This window comes from Streptomyces sp. P3, assembly GCF_003032475.1.
Classification (GTDB): Bacteria; Actinomycetota; Actinomycetes; order Streptomycetales; family Streptomycetaceae; genus Streptomyces.
In genome coordinates, this window is record NZ_CP028369.1 from 4135083 (window position 1) to 4151023 (window position 15941).

13 protein-coding genes are annotated in these 15941 nt (G+C 73.5%); 5 read left to right on the forward strand and 8 right to left on the reverse strand.

Features of this window, described 5'->3' with window-relative positions; all coding sequences use genetic code 11:
* Positions 1 to 75: 75 nt before the first annotated feature.
* Both metF and C6376_RS18560 read left to right on the forward strand, forming a co-directional pair.
* Complete coding sequence (gene metF / locus C6376_RS18555; RefSeq protein ID WP_107444440.1) at positions 76 to 999, forward strand: methylenetetrahydrofolate reductase [NAD(P)H]; 924 nt, start codon at positions 76 to 78, stop codon at positions 997 to 999.
* A gap of 56 nt (positions 1000 to 1055) precedes the next feature.
* Positions 1056 to 2060, forward strand: a complete 1005-nt coding sequence (locus C6376_RS18560) for a hypothetical protein (protein WP_107444441.1) — start codon at positions 1056 to 1058, stop codon at positions 2058 to 2060.
* A gap of 188 nt (positions 2061 to 2248) precedes the next feature.
* Here C6376_RS18560 and C6376_RS18565 read toward each other — a convergent pair whose 3' ends face one another.
* The 5 genes from C6376_RS18565 to C6376_RS18585 all read right to left on the reverse strand — a co-directional run bounded on the left by C6376_RS18565 (position 2249) and on the right by C6376_RS18585 (position 8459).
* Positions 2249 to 3733, reverse strand: coding sequence for an NAD(P)/FAD-dependent oxidoreductase (locus C6376_RS18565; protein ID WP_107449048.1), 1485 nt, complete (start codon positions 3731 to 3733; stop codon positions 2249 to 2251).
* A 38-nt stretch (positions 3734 to 3771) separates the two neighbouring features.
* Complete coding sequence (locus C6376_RS18570) at positions 3772 to 4386, reverse strand: DUF4126 domain-containing protein (protein WP_107444442.1); 615 nt, start codon at positions 4384 to 4386, stop codon at positions 3772 to 3774.
* A 455-nt stretch (positions 4387 to 4841) separates the two neighbouring features.
* Positions 4842 to 5468 (reverse strand): TetR/AcrR family transcriptional regulator, encoded by a 627-nt coding sequence (locus C6376_RS18575; protein ID WP_107444443.1) that lies wholly within the window; start codon positions 5466 to 5468, stop codon positions 4842 to 4844.
* 44 nt (positions 5469 to 5512) lie between these two features.
* Positions 5513 to 7597: a YhgE/Pip family protein gene (locus tag C6376_RS18580; protein WP_107444444.1), complete on the reverse strand. Its 2085-nt coding sequence runs from the start codon at positions 7595 to 7597 to the stop codon at positions 5513 to 5515.
* Entirely contained in the window at positions 7569 to 8459 is an 891-nt protein-coding gene (locus C6376_RS18585; protein ID WP_107444445.1) for an ATP-binding cassette domain-containing protein, read from the reverse strand. The genes C6376_RS18580 and C6376_RS18585 overlap by 29 nt, the downstream gene beginning before the upstream one ends.
* A 168-nt stretch (positions 8460 to 8627) precedes the next feature.
* On the opposite strand from C6376_RS18585, the gene C6376_RS18590 reads away from it, so the two are divergent.
* The 3 genes from C6376_RS18590 (at position 8628) to C6376_RS18600 (ending at position 10951) form a co-directional block, all read left to right on the forward strand.
* Positions 8628 to 9194: an SAV_6107 family HEPN domain-containing protein gene (locus tag C6376_RS18590; RefSeq protein WP_107444446.1), complete on the forward strand. Its 567-nt coding sequence runs from the start codon at positions 8628 to 8630 to the stop codon at positions 9192 to 9194.
* A 284-nt stretch (positions 9195 to 9478) separates the two neighbouring features.
* Positions 9479 to 10294, forward strand: a complete 816-nt coding sequence (locus tag C6376_RS18595) for a methyltransferase (RefSeq protein WP_107444447.1) — start codon at positions 9479 to 9481, stop codon at positions 10292 to 10294.
* A 252-nt stretch (positions 10295 to 10546) separates the two neighbouring features.
* Positions 10547 to 10951 (forward strand): DUF3040 domain-containing protein, encoded by a 405-nt coding sequence (locus tag C6376_RS18600; protein ID WP_107444448.1) that lies wholly within the window; start codon positions 10547 to 10549, stop codon positions 10949 to 10951.
* Positions 10952 to 11032: 81 nt separating this feature from the next.
* Here the strand turns inward: C6376_RS18600 and C6376_RS18605 are convergent, their stop codons facing one another.
* Genes C6376_RS18605 through C6376_RS18615 form a run of 3 tightly spaced genes read right to left on the reverse strand, consistent with a single transcriptional unit; the run spans position 11033 to position 15932 of the window.
* Positions 11033 to 13531, reverse strand: coding sequence for a DUF3488 and transglutaminase-like domain-containing protein (locus C6376_RS18605; RefSeq protein ID WP_107444449.1), 2499 nt, complete (start codon positions 13529 to 13531; stop codon positions 11033 to 11035).
* The gene (locus tag C6376_RS18610; RefSeq protein ID WP_107444450.1) at positions 13528 to 14898 is read right to left on the reverse strand and encodes a DUF58 domain-containing protein; all 1371 of its coding nucleotides are present in this window, start codon (positions 14896 to 14898) and stop codon (positions 13528 to 13530) included. Before C6376_RS18610 ends, C6376_RS18605 begins: the two co-directional genes overlap by 4 nt.
* The gene (locus C6376_RS18615; protein WP_107444451.1) at positions 14898 to 15932 is read right to left on the reverse strand and encodes a MoxR family ATPase; all 1035 of its coding nucleotides are present in this window, start codon (positions 15930 to 15932) and stop codon (positions 14898 to 14900) included. The genes C6376_RS18610 and C6376_RS18615 overlap by 1 nt, the downstream gene beginning before the upstream one ends.
* Positions 15933 to 15941 lie beyond the last annotated feature (9 nt).

A 15941-nucleotide genomic window follows, 5' to 3' on the forward strand; every position in this document is an offset into this window, starting at 1 on the left:
GACAACAAGGCGGCAATTCGGGCAAATATCCCGCATCCGGTTGGGGGACCGCCCACCCCTGACTAACCTGCGGGTATGGCACTGGGAACCGCATCCACCAGGACGGACCGCGCGCGCACCGTGCGCGACATCCTGGCCACCGGCAAGACGACGTACTCCTTCGAGTTCTACGCGCCGAAGACGCCCCAGGGTGAGCGGAGCCTGTGGAACGCGCTGCGCAGGGTCGAGGCGGTCGCGCCGGACTTCGTCTCGGTCACGTACGGCGCCGGCGGCTCCACCCGGGCGACCACGGTCCGCGAGACCGAGCAGATCGTCGTCGACACCACCCTGACGCCGGTCGCGCACCTCACCGCCGTGGACCACTCCGTCGCCGAGCTGCGCAACATCATCGGCCAGTACGCCGACGCCGGGATCCGCAACATGCTCGCCGTGCGCGGTGACCCGCCCGGCGATCCCATGGGCGCCTGGGTGCCGCATCCGCGAGGCCTGACGTACGCCGCCGAACTCGTCCGGCTCATCAAGGAGTCGGGCGACTTCTGCGTGGGCGTCGCCGCGTTCCCCGAGATGCACCCGCGCTCCGACGCCTGGGAGACGGACGTCGCGCACTTCGTCGACAAGTGCCGGGCCGGCGCCGACTACGCCATCACGCAGATGTTCTTCGAGCCCGACTCCTATCTGCGGCTGCGCGACCGGGTCGAGGCGGCCGGCTGTGTGACTCCGGTCATCCCCGAGGTGCTTCCGGTGACGAGTGTGAAGATGCTGGAACGCCTGCCCCAGCTCAGCAACGCCCGCTTCCCGGCCGCCCTGAAAGAGCGGATCCTCACAGCCAAAGACGATCCGTCCGCTGTACGCTCCATTGGTATCGACTTCGCCACGGAGTTCTGCGCACGGCTGCTGGCCGAGGGAGTGCCCGGACTGCACTTCATCACGCTCAACAGCTCCACGGCGACGCTGGAAATCTACGAGAACCTGGGCCTGCACCATCCGCCGCAGGCCTAGACCGGTCGCACCGACTTACGACACACTGCGTAGCGGCCACTGGGAGAGGGGCGTACATGGGCTGGACGGTCCTCTACATCGCGTTCGGCATCGTCGCGCTGTGGCTGCTCGGTGAGGTGCTGCTGCAGTACAAGGCGCGGCTGCGCTGGCGGCTGCTGGCCTTCGTCGGCTTCCTCGGCGTCGTCCTCGGTGTCCTGATCCCCTCGGTCGTCGTCATCGCGCTGGGCGCGGCCGCCTTCGCGGTCGGCCAGACCTACGTGACGCTCTCCTTCCGGCGTGGCTTCGCCGAGGGCTGGGCCTTCCGGCGCGCCGACGCGGACGACGAGGGCGACACCTTCGCCAAACGCCGCCGCGGCAAGGCCGAGCGCCAGGACCCGAGCCTCGAGGTCTCCGGTCCGGAGGCGGCCGAGGCGGGCTTCGACTCCGGTGCGCCCTACGACGCCGACGCCGCGGACTCCGTCCGCAACGGCGGCGCGCGCGGTGACAGGGACGCCTACGACGACGACTTCGACCGCGACGACGTCTTCACCCCCGCCGCCCGCACCGCCGACCCGGCCGCCTCCGTCTACGAGCCGCAGCCCATGCCCGACGACACCGGCTCCTACGGCATATACAGCGACACCGCGTACGCGGCATCGACCGGCCAGGGCCAGCAACAGGGGCAGGACCAGTACGCGGCGGCCGCCCAGGGCACCGACCAGAACTACGGCTACGACGGCTACTCCGGCTACCAGCAGCAGTACGGCTACGACGCCACAGGCGAGCAGCAGTACGCCGCCTACTCCGACCCGTACATCGGCACCCAGACCTACGGCGGAGGCTCCTACGACCCCGCCTACGGGCAGCAGCAGTACGAGCAGCAGGGTTACGGCCAGGACCAGTACGGCACGGGCGGCTACGGGGAGACCCCGGCCGGCGGCGTCTGGGTCCCGCAGCAGCGAAACACCGACGATCCGCTGGGCGGCGACTTCCCGTCCGAGCAGCAGTACCCCTACCAGGGCGAGGGCCGGCAACAGGGGCCCGGCCAGGGAACCGGTTACGACGAGCAGTACCGGTTCTGACGGCCGCGTTCACGTTCACCCACCGCGTGCCCCGGCCGACCGAAACACGCCCCAGCCGGGTCGGCTCCCTGCCCGTGCCCGGCGCTCACCGCCGATCCCCGTTCTTCCACCGCTGATCCCCGTTCGCCCACCGCCGAGCCGCGCTCGCCCACCGCGCGCCTCCGGCGCTCACTGCGAGCACCCGGCGTTCAACGCGAGCCCCGGAACTGCGGGCCCTCGACGATCAGACCGGACACCAGCGCGCCCGACATCCCCGCGTGCGGCAGTCCGCCGCCCGGATGCGACCAGCCACCCACGGTGAACAGGCCCTGCATCGCGGTGGAGTTGGCGGGATGCAGCAGCCGCCCCCCGGCCGCGGCCAACGCGGGCGCCGGAACGGCTCCGCCCGCCGCACCGGTCTCCCGCGCGATGTCGGCCGCGGTGTGCACCTCACGCCACAGGATCCGGTCGCGCAGACCTGGCAGGGCCCGCTCGGCGGCGGCGACCAGCGCGTCGGCCCCCAGCTCCGTCCGCGCGGCCGGCAGTTCCTCCCCGGCGGGGACCACGGCACCGATGGTGACCGCCTCGTGGTCGCCGTCCGGGACCAGCCGGGCGTCGTCCGGCCGCAGGACCGTCACCGTCGGCAGCGCGGGCGCGGACGGCACGGCACCGAAGAGACTCGCCAGCTCGCTCTCACGGTCCCGGGTGTGCACCACCGTGCGGTGGACGGCGTCCTGCGGACGGGGGCCGCGCAGCGCCAGCAACACGGTCAGCCGGCTCGGCAGGGACCGCTGGGCGACGACCTCGCCCTCGCCGCGGGCGGGCAGGCCCGCGAAGCCGCCCGGGGCGACCACGAAGTCCGCGTCCGCCACCCGTCCGTCGGCCAGTTCCACGCCCGCCGCCCGCCCGTCCTTCTCCAGGACGCGCGTCACCTCGGCGTCGAAGACGAACACGACCCGGCGGGCCAGGCACCGCTCGTACACCGCGCCGGCCAGCTCCCGCATCCCGCCGCGCACGTACCAGGTGCCGAAGGCGTGCTCCATGTACGGCAGGACGGCCGCGCTCGCCGGAGCGGCCCGCGGGTCGAGACCGTACGCGAGCGCGTGGGACTCGAGGAGCGCGGCGAGCCGGGGGTCGCGCAGCTCCCAGGCGCCCACTTCGGCGAGGGTGCCGGCGCGTCGGGTGCGCAGCAGACGCCTGTGCGGCACCGCCGGGTAGGGCTCGCGGTCGGCCAGCACCGACCAGTTCGGCCACAGGGGCTCCTCCAGGAGCGGGCGGCGGGTGCGGTCCCAGGCTTCGCGGGCCCGCACCAGGAAGTCGCCCCAGCGCTGCCCGGCCTGCGCGCCCAGCGCCTCGTCCAGCGCGGAGACGACCCCCGCGCGTGAGGCGTTCGGCAGCGCCGCCTCGGTGCCGTCCGCGAAGACATGGCGGGCGGACGGGTCGACCTGGACCAGCTCGACGCACTCCTCCAGGGGCTCCTTGCCGGTCTTGACGAACAGATCGCGCCAGACGGCCGGGAGCGTGAGCAGCCCGGGACCGGTGTCGAAGCCGAAACCGTCCCGCTCGAAGCGGCGCACCGCTCCGCCGTACGTCCCCGTCCGCTCGTACACCGTCACCCGGTGGCCCGCGACGGCCAGCCGGGCGGCCGCCGCCAGCGCGCCCATGCCGGCGCCGATCACCGCAATTCCTGCCATGCCCGCGACTTTATCGGCCGCCGCCGACACCCACGCCGTCAGCCCGGCGGCGGCCACGGGAGCCGGGTGAGCCGGCGCTCCTCCCGCCGCTGCGCCCTGCGCCGAAGGAACCGCCGGATCCGCGAGACGAGGAAGAACAGCACCGTCAGACCGGCCAGCAGCAGCGTCGCCGCGACGACCGAGGCGGCCACCGGGTGGAAGATCGCGAACGTCACGATCCCGGCGACCCCGAGATCCTCGGCCAGGCTCAGGATCACGTTGCTGAACGGCTCCGGCGAGGAGTTCACCGCCATCCGGGTGCCGGCCTTGACGGCGTGGCTGGCCAGCGCCGTCGAACCGCCGAGCACGGCGGCCGCCGCGTCGGAGAGCGAGCCGCTCTGCCCGGCGAGCACCGCGCCCACCCAGGCTCCCGCCGCCGGCCGGACGACCGTGTGCACCGCGTCCCACGCCGAGTCCACGTACGGGATCTTGTCGGCGACCGCCTCGCACAGGAACAGGACACCCGCGGCGATCAGCACCTCGGGGCGCTGCAGCGTTGCGGGGACGTCGTCGCTCAGGCCGGTGGCGCCGAACACACCGAGCAGCAGCACCACCGCGTAGGCGTTGATGCCGCTGGCCCAGCCGCTGGTGAAGACGAGGGGGAGTACGGACACGGAGGCGATCGTAACCAGTCGGCCGCACAACGTCCTGGGGATGAGCGCGCAGCCCTGAGTACGCGTACCTAGGGGGTGAGTTGAGTACGCGCGCGGATGGGGGCCGGCCTGCGTGGACGGAAGAGTGGAGACACGGAAAGCGGGGCGGCTCCGGCACCGGCGACACGGGGCGCCGGAACGGAGCGGTCCTCGATCCGCTCCTTCCGCCGACGGGTTCGGCGGGAGCGAGGCACGGGGGATCCGGGGGAACGACCGGACGGGGGAACGGGGGACAACGGGGGAGCACGAGGAAGCGCCGGTTCGCGGCGGCCCACGGGGGACGTGGCCGCTGCGGACCGGCGCTTTCGTGTGCCCGCGCGACGGCCGCCGCGCGCAGTGCGCGATCCCGGTGCGGCCGCACCGCCACACGCGCGCGTGCGGGGCCGTTCGCCTCGGCACGCGCGTGTGCCGTTCGGCTAGCGGCGCCCGCTGACCCGCCCCTGCAACAGCCGCGAGAGCGCGGAATGGACGTCGTCCAGGGATCGTTGCGGCTGGAAGGCCTGCCAGTCGAGGGCGGCCACGAGCACCATGCCGACCAGCGCGGCCGCCGTCAGCGGCACGTCGATCTCGTCGCTGAACTCGCCGTTGTCCACGCCCTCGCGGAGCACATCCTCGACGACGGCCACCGCCTCCTGCCGGACCACCATCAGCGTGGACTGCCACGCCCGGTTGGTGCGCCACAGCTCGGCCACGTACAGCTGGGTGAAGGACGGATAGCGGTCGATGAAGACGAGGCCCGCGCGGATCATCGCGTCCAGCGCGTCGACCTTGCCGCAGCCTTCCCGGGCCGTGCGCTCGGCGGCTTCGCGCAGCGACGCGGTGAGCAGACCCACGCCGTGCCGCAGCAACTCCTCGAACAGGACCGACTTGCTCGCGAAGTTGTAGTAGACCGTGCCCTTGGCGACGCCGGCCCGTTCGGCGATCTCGTCGACGGTGGTCGCGGAGAAGCCCTGCTCGGCGATGAGGGTGACGGCCGCCTCGTAGAGCTTCTGCCGGGTGGCCTCGCGGCGGGTGCGGCCGCCCGGGGTGGTGCTGCTTTCCATGGTCCCGATTGTCACAGGAACTCGGTCGTCCGGACTACGGATCCTCACAGGGTCAGCTCCGGGTGCAGCCGGGCCGGCGTCCACACCTGCCGGCGTCGCGCCGACAGGGCGGTCAGCGCGAGAGCTCCCGCGGTGAAGGCGACGAGCACCACGCACGCCTGCCACACCGGTGCCAGGCCGCCGCCCGTGATGAGCCGGCGCAGCGCGTCGACCACGTGACTCATCGGCAGGTAGGGATGCACCGCGGTGAAGAATCCGGGGCTGGTCTGGACGGGGTAGGTTCCGCCCGCGGACGTCAGCTGCAGCATCAGCAGGGCGAGGACGAGGATCCGGCCCGCCGCTCCGAAGCGCGCGTTGAGCCACTGCACGAGCGCCGCGAAGCACGCCGACACCAGGAACAGGAAGCCCACCGTGCCCGCCGCCCGCACCATCTCGAGACCGACCCACCAGTGCAGCACGGCCATCAGCGCCGTGGTCTGCAGCACCCCGATCGCCACCACCGGGAGCCAGCCCGCCAGCGCGATCCGCCACGCCGGGGCGCCGGCGGCCAGCGCGCGCCGGTTCATCGGGGCGATCAGCATGTACGCCACCATCGCGCCCACCCACAGCGACAGCGGGATGAAGTACGGGGCGAATCCGGTGCCGTAGTTGGGCGCCTTGTGCAGGTCCTGGGAGACCAGCCGCACGGGGTCGGCCATGACGGCGGTGCGCGCGTCGCGTTGCCGCTCGTCGTAGTCGGGGATCCGCCGGACGCCGTCGTGCAGGCCGTCGGCGAGTTTGCCGGAGCCGTCGGAGAGCTTGAACATGCCGCCGTCGAGGTTCTCGGCGCCGGTCTCCAGCTTGCCGACGCCCGAGTCCAGGTCGACGGAGCCCTTCTTCGCGGTGCCGAGCCCGCCGTTCAGCTTCTTGACACCCTTGGCCACTTTCGAGGCGCCCGTGTTCAGCGCGTTGACCTTGGTCACGGCGTCGGAGAGGTCCTCGGAGAGATGCGGCGCGTCGTCGGCGAGCGACTGCGCCTGCTTCCGCAGGGCGCCCAGGTTCGTGCGGAGCGTCTTCAGGTCGCCGTCCTGGTCCGCGATCAGTGTGTTGACGTCGTCGGCGACCGTCGCCACGTCGGCGGCCGAGTCCTTGGCCTTCGCCAGGTCGGCGCAGGCGGGGTCGGGCAGCACGGGCGTCTCGCAGCGCGCCTTGTGGAGGGCGGCGAGGGTGTCGGAGGCCGTGTGCGCGGCCTTGGCGGCGGGCGGCGCCGCCTTCACCAGGGCCGCCAGATCGCCGTCGATCAGCCCGGCGGAGTCGGCGACCAGCTGGGCGGTGTCGCCGATGGACTTCTCGTTGTCCTGGAGGAAGGGCCCCACCGCGCCGGAGAAGCCGTTGACCTTGTCGGCGAGCGCCTGGGTGCCGTCGGCGACCTTCCGCGAGCCGTCCTCGAGAGCGTCCGCGCGCTCGTCGAGCTTCGTCAGACCCTTGGCCAGCTTGCCGCTGCCGTCCTTGGCGTCGCCCAGCCCGTCGGCGAGGGCCTTGGAGCCCTTCGCGGCCTTCCCGATGCCGCCGGTCAGGTCGTCGGCCCCGTCCGCGGCCTCCTGGGTCTTGCCGTGGATGTCGGAGAAGGACACGAAGATCCTGTCGAGGAAGGACCGGGAGGTCTTCGTGGACGCGGCCGTGCGCACCTCACTGAAGACGGTCCGCGAGATCTGCCCGACGATGTAGTTGTTCGCGTCGTTCGTGCGCACCTGGAGGGCACCGGTCGCGGGGGAGTCGCCGGAACTGGAGGCGATCCGCCGGCTGAAGTCGGCGGGCATGGTCAGCGACAGGTAGTACCTGCCGTCCTCCACGCCCGCGCGTGCCTCCCGGGCGCTCACCTCGTGCCAGTCGAAGACCGCGCTGTCGCGCAGGTTCGCGGTGATGTCGTCCCCGGCGGTGATCCGCTTCCCGTCGGCCCTCGCGCCCTCGTCGTCGTTCACCAGTGCCACGGGGATGCGGTCGAGTCTGCCGTAGGGGTCCCAGAAGGAGTACAGGTACAGCGCCCCGTACAGCAGCGGCAGCAGCAGCAGCGCGACCAGGGCCGCCCGTGGGAGCCGGCCCCGGCCGAACCGCCGTAGCTCAAGCGCGGCCAGTCTCGGCGTGCGCATGCGCCCTCTCCTCCTCGTCGTCGGTCGTGGTGTCGGTGCCGCCCTGTCCGGTCTCGGGGGCGTGCCCGTCGTCCTGCCCCGCCCCGGTGGGCGCGGGTTCCTCTTCGCTTCGCGCGCGGACGCCGTCCTGCGAGGCCGGCGCCCCGGCGGCCGTGTCCGTGCGGACCAGGGGGTCCGTGTCCGTGCGGACCCGAACGGCGTCCTCGGGAGCCTCGCCGCCGCACACGGCGAGAACCGTCGTCCCCGCCTCGGCGAGCGACCTGAGCAGCGTCCAGACCTCGGCCCGCTCGGCGTCCGTCAGCTTCAGGTCGATGTCGTCGACGCCGAGCAGCCGGGGGTGCCCGATGAGCGCCAGGGCCACGGAGAGCCGGAGGGCCTCGATGCGCTCCAGATCGCGGACGGCGGTATGCGCGCCCTTGGGCAGGCTCCCGCGGTCGAGCCCGGCGGCGGCGAGCGCGGCGTCGATCTGTGACGTCGTCCGCGCCTCCCGCTGCGCGCGCGGCCGCAGCAGATCGCGTACGGAGCCGTCGAACCGCCGTTGCAGCAGCGCCCGTTCGCGCAGGTGCTCGCCGACCGTCAGGGCCGGCTCGAGGTCCGTCACACCGGCGACGTGCGCGAGCGCGCTGACGCGCCGTACGGCGGCCATCTGCCGGGGCAGGCGGGCCGTGCCGACGGCCGCCGTCCCCTCGGTGGCCTTCATCCGCCCGGTGAGGGCGAGCAGCAGGCTCGTCCGGCCGGAGCCGGAGGGCCCCTCGAGCGCGATCAGCGATGCCGGCTCCGCGTCGATGTCCACGCCCCGGAACGCCCATCCGCGGGGACCTCGCAGCCCCAAGCCGTCGGCGGCCACACCGACTCCGTCCACTGGTTCCCCCGCAGTATTTGAACTGACTGGTCAGTGCAAAAAATAGCCCGAACTTTCGATCGAAGCAAAATCCCAGGTCAGAACGGATTGTCAGTGGCATACCGCACGATGGGCACATACGGCAGCCCGTATCGGACGCGCCGTCACACTGACGACAGGAGGTTCGTCATGGCCAACTACCACGCAGCCGCCTCACACCGGCGCCGCGCCACCGGCCCTGCCCCCTCACTGACCGGCCCGGCGAGCGATGTGCACCCCGTGCTCCGCCGCACCACAGCCCCGCCCGCCGCCCTCGACCTGCTCGCCCAGGCCCGCGCTGGCCTGGAGGAGGCGGCCACCCTCGAGACCCCCAACGACCGCTATGCCACGGCCCATCTCGCGGCCCTGCGTACCGCGGCGGCGGTGCTCGCCGCCCGAGGCCGCCCCGAACCTTCCTCCCGCCGTCGCGCCCGCATCCGCAGCGCCTGGGAGGTGCTCCCCGAGATAGCACCCGAACTCGCCGAGTGGAGCGCGCTGTTCGCCTCCGGAGCCCGGCGGCGGGCCCGGGCCGAGGCGGGCATCCAGGGCGCGGCCGGCCGCCGTGACGCCGACGACCTGATCCGTGACGTGGCGATGTTCCTCCGTCTCGTCGAGCGCATGCTGGTGCTCCAGCCGGTCCTGCCCCAGCCGCGCCACGAGGAGGGCGACCCCGACGGCCCCGATGCGCGCCGGCGCGACCTGCCGGACGCCGGCTGACATGCCCGCCCGCCACCGGGCACCGCCGCCACCGCCGGCACCCGGCCGCGCACCGTCCCGGAAGCGGCCCCCGGGCCGGCCGGGGAGGTGGCGGTCGGCGTCGCCCGCCTCGGCCGGCCGGGCCGTGGGCCGACGGCACCGGTCGGGGCGGCGGAGGCAATAGGGTGGAAGGCGCCTGAAGCCTTCCCGCCACCCGCCCGCTCCCCGGCGCGGGCCGGGCGCGGGGAGGCAGCCCGTTCGCTCCGCCGCGCAAGAGGCGGTGCCGCGCCGAGGAGTCAACTGCCGTGTCGGATCCGATGCGCCCGCCCGCCTCCCAACCCCGCTCCCGCGCCTCGCTGCGCACCGCAGTGGTCTGGGAGGTCCTCCAGGACGCCCTCGAGCGCCGGATCAAGGCGACCGGTCGGGAGTCGCTGGACGTTCTCGACACCGGGGGCGGCAGCGGCAACTTCGCGGTGCCCGTCGCCCTCCTCGGGCACCGCGTCACCGTCGTCGACCCCAGCCCCAACGCGCTGTTCGCCCTCGAGCGCCGCACCGCCGAGGCCGGCGTCGCGGACCGCGTGAAGGGCGTCCAGGGCGACGCCCACGGGCTGTTCGACGTGGTCGAGCGCGGCGGTTACGACGCCGTCCTGTGCCATGGCGTCCTGGAGTACGTCGACGACCCGGCCGAGGGAGTGCGCAACGCGGTGGCCGCGTTGCGCCCCGACGGCATCGTCAGCCTCCTCGCCGCCGGCCTCGGCGGAGCCGTCCTCGCGCGCGCCCTCGCCGGCCACTTCACGGAGGCCCACCGGGCGCTCACCGGCGCGGACGGCCGCTGGGGCGAGGGCGACCCCGTGCCGCGCCGCTTCACCGCCGAGCAGCTCACCGCGCTGGTCGAGGGCGCGGGCCTCCAGGTCGGCGCGGTGCACGGCGTCCGGGTCTTCGCCGACCTCGTGCCCGGTGTGCTCGTGGACACCGAGCCCGGCGCCCTCGAGGCGCTGCTCAAGCTCGAGGAGGCCGCCGCGGAACTCCCCGCGTTCCACTCCGTGGCCACCCAGCTTCATGTGCTCGGTGAGACACGGGGGGCCGACGGGAGCCGAGTGCCTCCCGGGTCGTACCGCTGATCAGGCGCTTGACTGTGCATGGAGTACGCCACAGGCCCCCCGTTCGGGCCCGGTGCGCCGTATGATCGAGGGAGACCGCCCGGCATGACGGGTCGGCTGCCGGGGAATGGACACCTCAGCGAGCCGGGACGCCCATGGCGGGCTGCGGTTGGCCAATTGGCGTAGAGGGGCGGGTTTCACGGGGGCGATTCCCTGCCTATCCTGAAGGGACCCCCAGGGTCGCCCCGGCGACTGCACGATGAGGAGGACTCCGTGCCGCTCTCGGAGCACGAGCAGCGCATGCTCGAGCAGATGGAGCGAGCGCTGTACGCCGAAGATCCCAAGTTCGCGTCGGCGCTCGAGGGAAGCGGGCTGCGTACGTACACCCGGCGGCGGGTCTACCAGGCGGTCGCTGGCTTCCTCGTGGGTATCGCGCTCCTCATGGCCGGAATGGTCGCCAAGCAGGTCTGGCTGAGCGTGGTGGGCTTCCTCGTCATGCTGGGATGCGCGGTGCTCGCCGTGACCGGCTGGCGCAAGGCCCCCAAGCCCGGCGAGCAGGCCGCCGCAGGAGCCCCGGGCGCCCCGCACACCCGCGGTCAGGGTCGGCAGAAGCGCTCCATGATGGACCGTATCGAGCAACGCTGGCAGCGCCGGCGTGACGAGCAGGGCGGTCACTGACACCGCCCACCGAGCAACGACGAGGGGGCGACCACCCGGCCGGGTGGTCGCCCCCTCGTGCTGTCTCCCGCTCGCCCCTTCTCAGCCGCCCGGCTGGCGGGACGGCCGACGGACCAGCGTCGCCAGACGGCCCGCCCAGGACGCCCTGAGAGCTGCCCAGCGGTCGGCGAGGTCCCACACCGCGCGGACGGCCGAACGCGGCGCCACCACGGCACGCACCCGCGTGCGCCGGCCCGCGTTCTCCCGCAGGGCCGCCCGCACCCTGCGGACCTCGTCCGCCAGGCCGGCCTCGGCCCTCGGCTGCGGGGCGTACAGCACGCGCTCCACGGCGTCCGCGACCCGGTGCACCGAACGGCCCGCCGTCTCGCCCAGCTCCCCGATCCGTACGATCCGCGCCGCGGCCCGGCGCGGCGTGAGCGCCTCGTCCGGCTCGATGCCGTAGTCCCAGGCCGTGTCGGTGAGCTCGCGCCACACCGCGAGGACATGCCCGGCGGCCGCCTCGGCGGCTTCCTGCGGTGGCTCGTCCAGCAGCACCGCGGGTTCGCCGTCGGCGCGTCGGCCGTCGGCGTCGTCCGTGCGGCGGCCGGGCGGCGCGCCGGAGGCCGTGGCGGCGGCGTGCTGGGCGGACGCCAGCCGCACCGAGCGCCGTCTCAGCCGCCACAGCATCGGCAGCAGCGGCAGGGCGAGCCCCGCGAGTCCCAGCAGGGCCCAGCCGGCGATCCGGTACCACGGGGTGCCGCCCGCTCCCTGGTCCGTCCGGTCCAGCGGCAGCGGGTCGGCGCAGTTGCCGAGCTTCTTGTCCGTGGCGGAGCAGCTGACGCCGGCCGAAGGAGCGGCCGACGGAGCGGCGTCCGCCGAGCGGGAGGCCTGCGGCAGATCGGGCACCGCCTGGCCCGACGTCTCCGGCAGTGTGTACGTCGGCGTCGAGCCACGCGTGGGCGTCGGCTCGAAGCGCGTCCAGCCGACGCCCTCGAAGTACAGCTCCGGCCAGGCGTGCGCGTCCTTCAGGCTCACCGTCACCGTGCCGTCCGCCTGGGGGGAGCCCGGAGCGAAGCCCACCGCGACCCGCGCCGGTATGCCCAGCGTGCGGGCCATCGCCGCCATCGCGAACGAGAAGTGGACGCAGAAGCCCTGCTTGTCCCGCAGGAAGCGGGCGATCGCGCCCCGGCCGCTGCCGACCTCCACCTGGGTGTCGTACTCGAATCCGCCGGTCACCGCGAAGTAGTCCTGGAGCGCGACCGCCTTCTCGTAACCGCTGGTGGCGTTCCTGGTGATTTCCCGGGCCTGCTGCGCCACCACCGTGGGCAGGGAGTCCGGGACCTTGGTGTAGTCCCGCCGGATCGAGTCGGGCGCCTTGGGAGCGGAGGACAGCTGCTGCGCCGTCGGCTGCACGTCCAGGCTCGTCACCAGGTAGGTCTTGCCGCTGGTGTTCTGGCCGTGGTCGCCGACCAGCGTCATGCCGACCGGCTCGTAACGCCAGTTGCCCTTGATCTGGACGCCGCTCGGGGGGTACGGCATCGGCAGCCAGTCCTGCGCGTAGCTGCCGGCGGCCGCGATCCGGGTCGTGACCTGCGCCCGTTTCACGTCGGGCCCCAGACCGGTCGGCGCCGGGAAGTCGTCCGGCACGGCCGTGATGTGGCGCTTGGCCGGCTTCCACGTGGTGCCGTCGAAGTCGTCCAGGGACACGATCCGCAGGTACAGGTCCGAGAGGTTGCCGCTGTTGGTGCGCAGGGTCAGGACCGTGCGGTCCTCGTCCACGTTCAGGCTGTCGCGCAGCGACACCAGCGGATTCACCGCGGAGATCGTGCCCCCGCTGCCGTTGCCGGCGCCCACGCCGGCCCGCGTCCCGCCCAGCAGGCCGTCCTGGACGGCCGGCAGCGGCAGCAGCGGCACCACGAGGGCGACGCCCAGGGCCGCCATGCCGATGCGCCGTCCGGTGCGCACCGGGGCCACCGGTCCGGACTGCCCGCCCGGGGCGTGCGTGGCTCCGCCGAAGACCCTGCCCCACTGCGAGAGCCGCTCCCGGCCCTCGGCGAGCAGCAGCATCAGATAACCGGCGGCGGCCACCAGGAACCACAGCCAGTCGGCGGATCCGTCGAACAGCCCGGCGGCGACCGAGTACAGCGCCAGCAGCGGCAGGCCGGCCGGGGCCGCGTTGCGGAAGGTCACCGCGAGGGTGTCCACCGCCAGGCCGATGACCAGGACCCCGCCGATCACCATGAGCCGGATGCCGTCGGACAGGGGGGCCGGTATCGCGTACCGCCCGATGTCGTCGGAACCCGCCTGGAGCAGGTCGCCGAAGTGCCGGAAGGCGTCCGGGCCGGGGACCAGCCCGAGAACCGCGTGCCCCCGGGCGAAGACCAGGGTCAGCGCCACCAGCGTGACCAGGGCCTGGACGGCCACGGTCAGCGGCCGGGCCAGCGGCACGCGCCGGGCCGCCGCGCCCGCCCCGGACTGGATCGCCAGCAGGAACGCCGCCTGCAGCAGCCACGTCGCCGGCTCCACCAGGGGCAGCAGGGCGCACGAGGCCAGCAGTGTCGCCGCCGCGGAGCACAGTGTCAGTCGAGCCCGCCCGCTCATGCCCTCCCCTCCCCGCCGTCCGACGCCATCACGCCCGCCCGGTCGCGCTCCGCCAGCCGCCACAGCTCGTTCAACGTCGCGCCCCGCGGCACGCTCAGGGCCGTCCAGCCCGCTTCGCGCAGCATCCGCAGCCGCTCCTCCTGCCTGTTCATCGGATCGGGTGCGCCGTTCGGTTCACGCGTCCAGCCGTCGCCGTCCAGCAGGAAGGCGACCGCGCCCGCGCTGCGCTGGCGCATCTTCGCCGCGATCGCCGCCTGCTCCTCGTCGAGATCACCGAGGAAGGCCACCAGCAGCCCCTCGTGGCCGCCGCGCAGCACGTCGTACGACCGGGACAGGCCCGCCCCGTCGGAGTGGTCGACGATCGCGAGGGTGTCCATCATCAGTCCGGCCGCGTCGGTCGACTCCTGGCCGCCCCCGGCGTAGCCGTCCGCGCCCTCCCCGGGCACCGAGGTGCCGGTGTCCGTCAGCAGCCGCACGGAGAAGCCCCGTTCCAGCATGTGCACCAGCACGGACGCGGCGCCGGAGACCGCCCACTCGAAGGCGGAGTCCGGGCCCGCGCCCCGGTAGGCCAGGCCCCGGGTGTCCAGCAGCACCGTGCAGCGGGAGCGCCGCGGCTGCTCCTCGCGCCGCACCATCAGCTCGCCGTAGCGGGCGGTGGAGCGCCAGTGCACCCGGCGCAGGTCGTCGCCGTAGCGGTAGCCGCGCGGGATGACGTCGTCCTCGCCCGCCAGGGCCAGCGAGCGCTGCCGCCCGTCGCCGTACCCCTTGGCCTCGCCGCTCAGCCGCACCGGGGGGAGCGGTTCCACCCGCGGTATCACCGTCAGGGTGTCGTGCGTGGAGAAGGACCGGGTGAGCTCGCACATGCCGAAGGGGTCGCTCAGGCGCAGCTGGAGCGGGCCCAGCGGGTAGCGGCCGCGCAGGTCGGAGCGGACCCGGTAGGACACCTCGCGGCGGCCGCCCGCCTCCACCCGGTCCAGGACGAAGCGGGGGCGCGGGCCGAGCACGTACGGCACCCGGTCCTGGAGCATCAGCAGGCCGGTGGGCAGCCGCGAGACGTTGTCCATCCGCAGATGGACGCGGGCCTCGCTGCCCGCCGGCACCCGCGCGGGGGCGAGGCGGCGGCTGCCGGCGACCCGGTAGCGGGTGCGGTAGACGACGGCCGCGCAGATCAGCGGCAGGGCGGCCAGCAGCAGCCCGACCCGCAGCAGGTCGGGCTGTCCGAGCACGTAGGCGCAGACGGCGGCCGCGATGCCGGCCGCCAGGAAGGAACGGCCTCGGGTGGTCAGGCCGGACAGAGCCGTCCGCGCGCCGCCCCTGTCCGCCCTCCCCGAGCCGGCGGACGGCTGCCCGGTCCCCCCGGCGGTCATCACAGCCTCCGCGGCTGCTGCCGGCCGTACGCCTGGGTGCCGTTGCCCAGCCCGTACCCGTGCTGCTGGGGCGTCGCGGGCACCGGGGTGCGCTGGATGATGTCCTCGACGACCTGCTCCGCGGTGCGACGGTTGAGCTGGGCCTGCGCGGTGGGCAGCAGTCGGTGGGCGAGCACGGCCACGGCGAGGTTCTGGACGTCGTCCGGCAGCGCGTAGTCCCGTCCGTTGAGCGCGGCGGTCGCCCTCGCGGCGCGCACCAGGTGCAGCGTCGCGCGCGGCGAGGCGCCGAGTCTGAGGTCGGGGTGGGTGCGGGTGGCGGCGACCAGGTCGACCGCGTAGCGCCGCACCGAGTCGGCCACATGGACGCTCCGGACGGCGTCGATGAGCTTGACGATCTCGTGCGCGTGGGCGACCGGCTGAAGGTCGTCCAGCGGGCTGACCCCGCCGTGCACGTCGAGCATCTGCAGCTCGGCCTCGGCGCTCGGGTAGCCGATGGAGACCCGGGCCATGAACCGGTCGCGCTGCGCCTCGGGCAGCGGGTAGGTGCCCTCCATCTCGACCGGGTTCTGCGTGGCCACCACCATGAACGGGCTGGGCAGCTCGTAGGTCTGCCCGTCGATGGTGACCTGGCGCTCCTCCAGGGATTCCAGCAGCGCCGACTGAGTCTTGGGCGAGGCCCGGTTGATCTCGTCGCCGATCACGATCTGCGAGAAGATCGCGCCGGGCTTGAACTCGAAGTCCCGGCGCTGCTGGTCCCAGATGGACACGCCGGTGATGTCCGAGGGCAACAGGTCCGGCGTGAACTGGATACGGCGCACCGAGCAGTCGATGGACTTCGCCAGCGCCTTGGCCAGCATCGTCTTCCCGACGCCCGGCACATCCTCGATCAGCAGATGCCCCTCGGCGAGCAGCACGGTCAGCGAAAGCCGTACGACCTCGGGCTTGCCCTCGATCACCCCCTCCACCGAACTGCGGACACGCTCCACAGTGGCGGTCAGATCTGTGAGGCTCGCTCGATCGTCATAGGTCGTCACCCGGCCCTC

What these genes read in the sequence shown, in the direction of transcription:
- C6376_RS18590 (WP_107444446.1), top strand. Translation starts at nt 8,628, where the DNA reads ATGGCCAACTACCACGCAGCCGCCTCACACCGGCGCCGCGCCACCGGC.
- C6376_RS18575 (WP_107444443.1), bottom strand. Translation starts at nt 5,468, where the DNA reads ATGGAAAGCAGCACCACCCCGGGCGGCCGCACCCGCCGCGAGGCCACC.
- C6376_RS18605 (WP_107444449.1), bottom strand. Translation starts at nt 13,531, where the DNA reads ATGAGCGGGCGGGCTCGACTGACACTGTGCTCCGCGGCGGCGACACTG.
- C6376_RS18580 (WP_107444444.1), bottom strand. Translation starts at nt 7,597, where the DNA reads ATGCGCACGCCGAGACTGGCCGCGCTTGAGCTACGGCGGTTCGGCCGG.
- C6376_RS18560 (WP_107444441.1), top strand. Translation starts at nt 1,056, where the DNA reads ATGGGCTGGACGGTCCTCTACATCGCGTTCGGCATCGTCGCGCTGTGG.
- C6376_RS18610 (WP_107444450.1), bottom strand. Translation starts at nt 14,898, where the DNA reads ATGACCGCCGGGGGGACCGGGCAGCCGTCCGCCGGCTCGGGGAGGGCG.
- C6376_RS18565 (WP_107449048.1), bottom strand. Translation starts at nt 3,733, where the DNA reads ATGGCAGGAATTGCGGTGATCGGCGCCGGCATGGGCGCGCTGGCGGCG.
- metF (WP_107444440.1), top strand. Translation starts at nt 76, where the DNA reads ATGGCACTGGGAACCGCATCCACCAGGACGGACCGCGCGCGCACCGTG.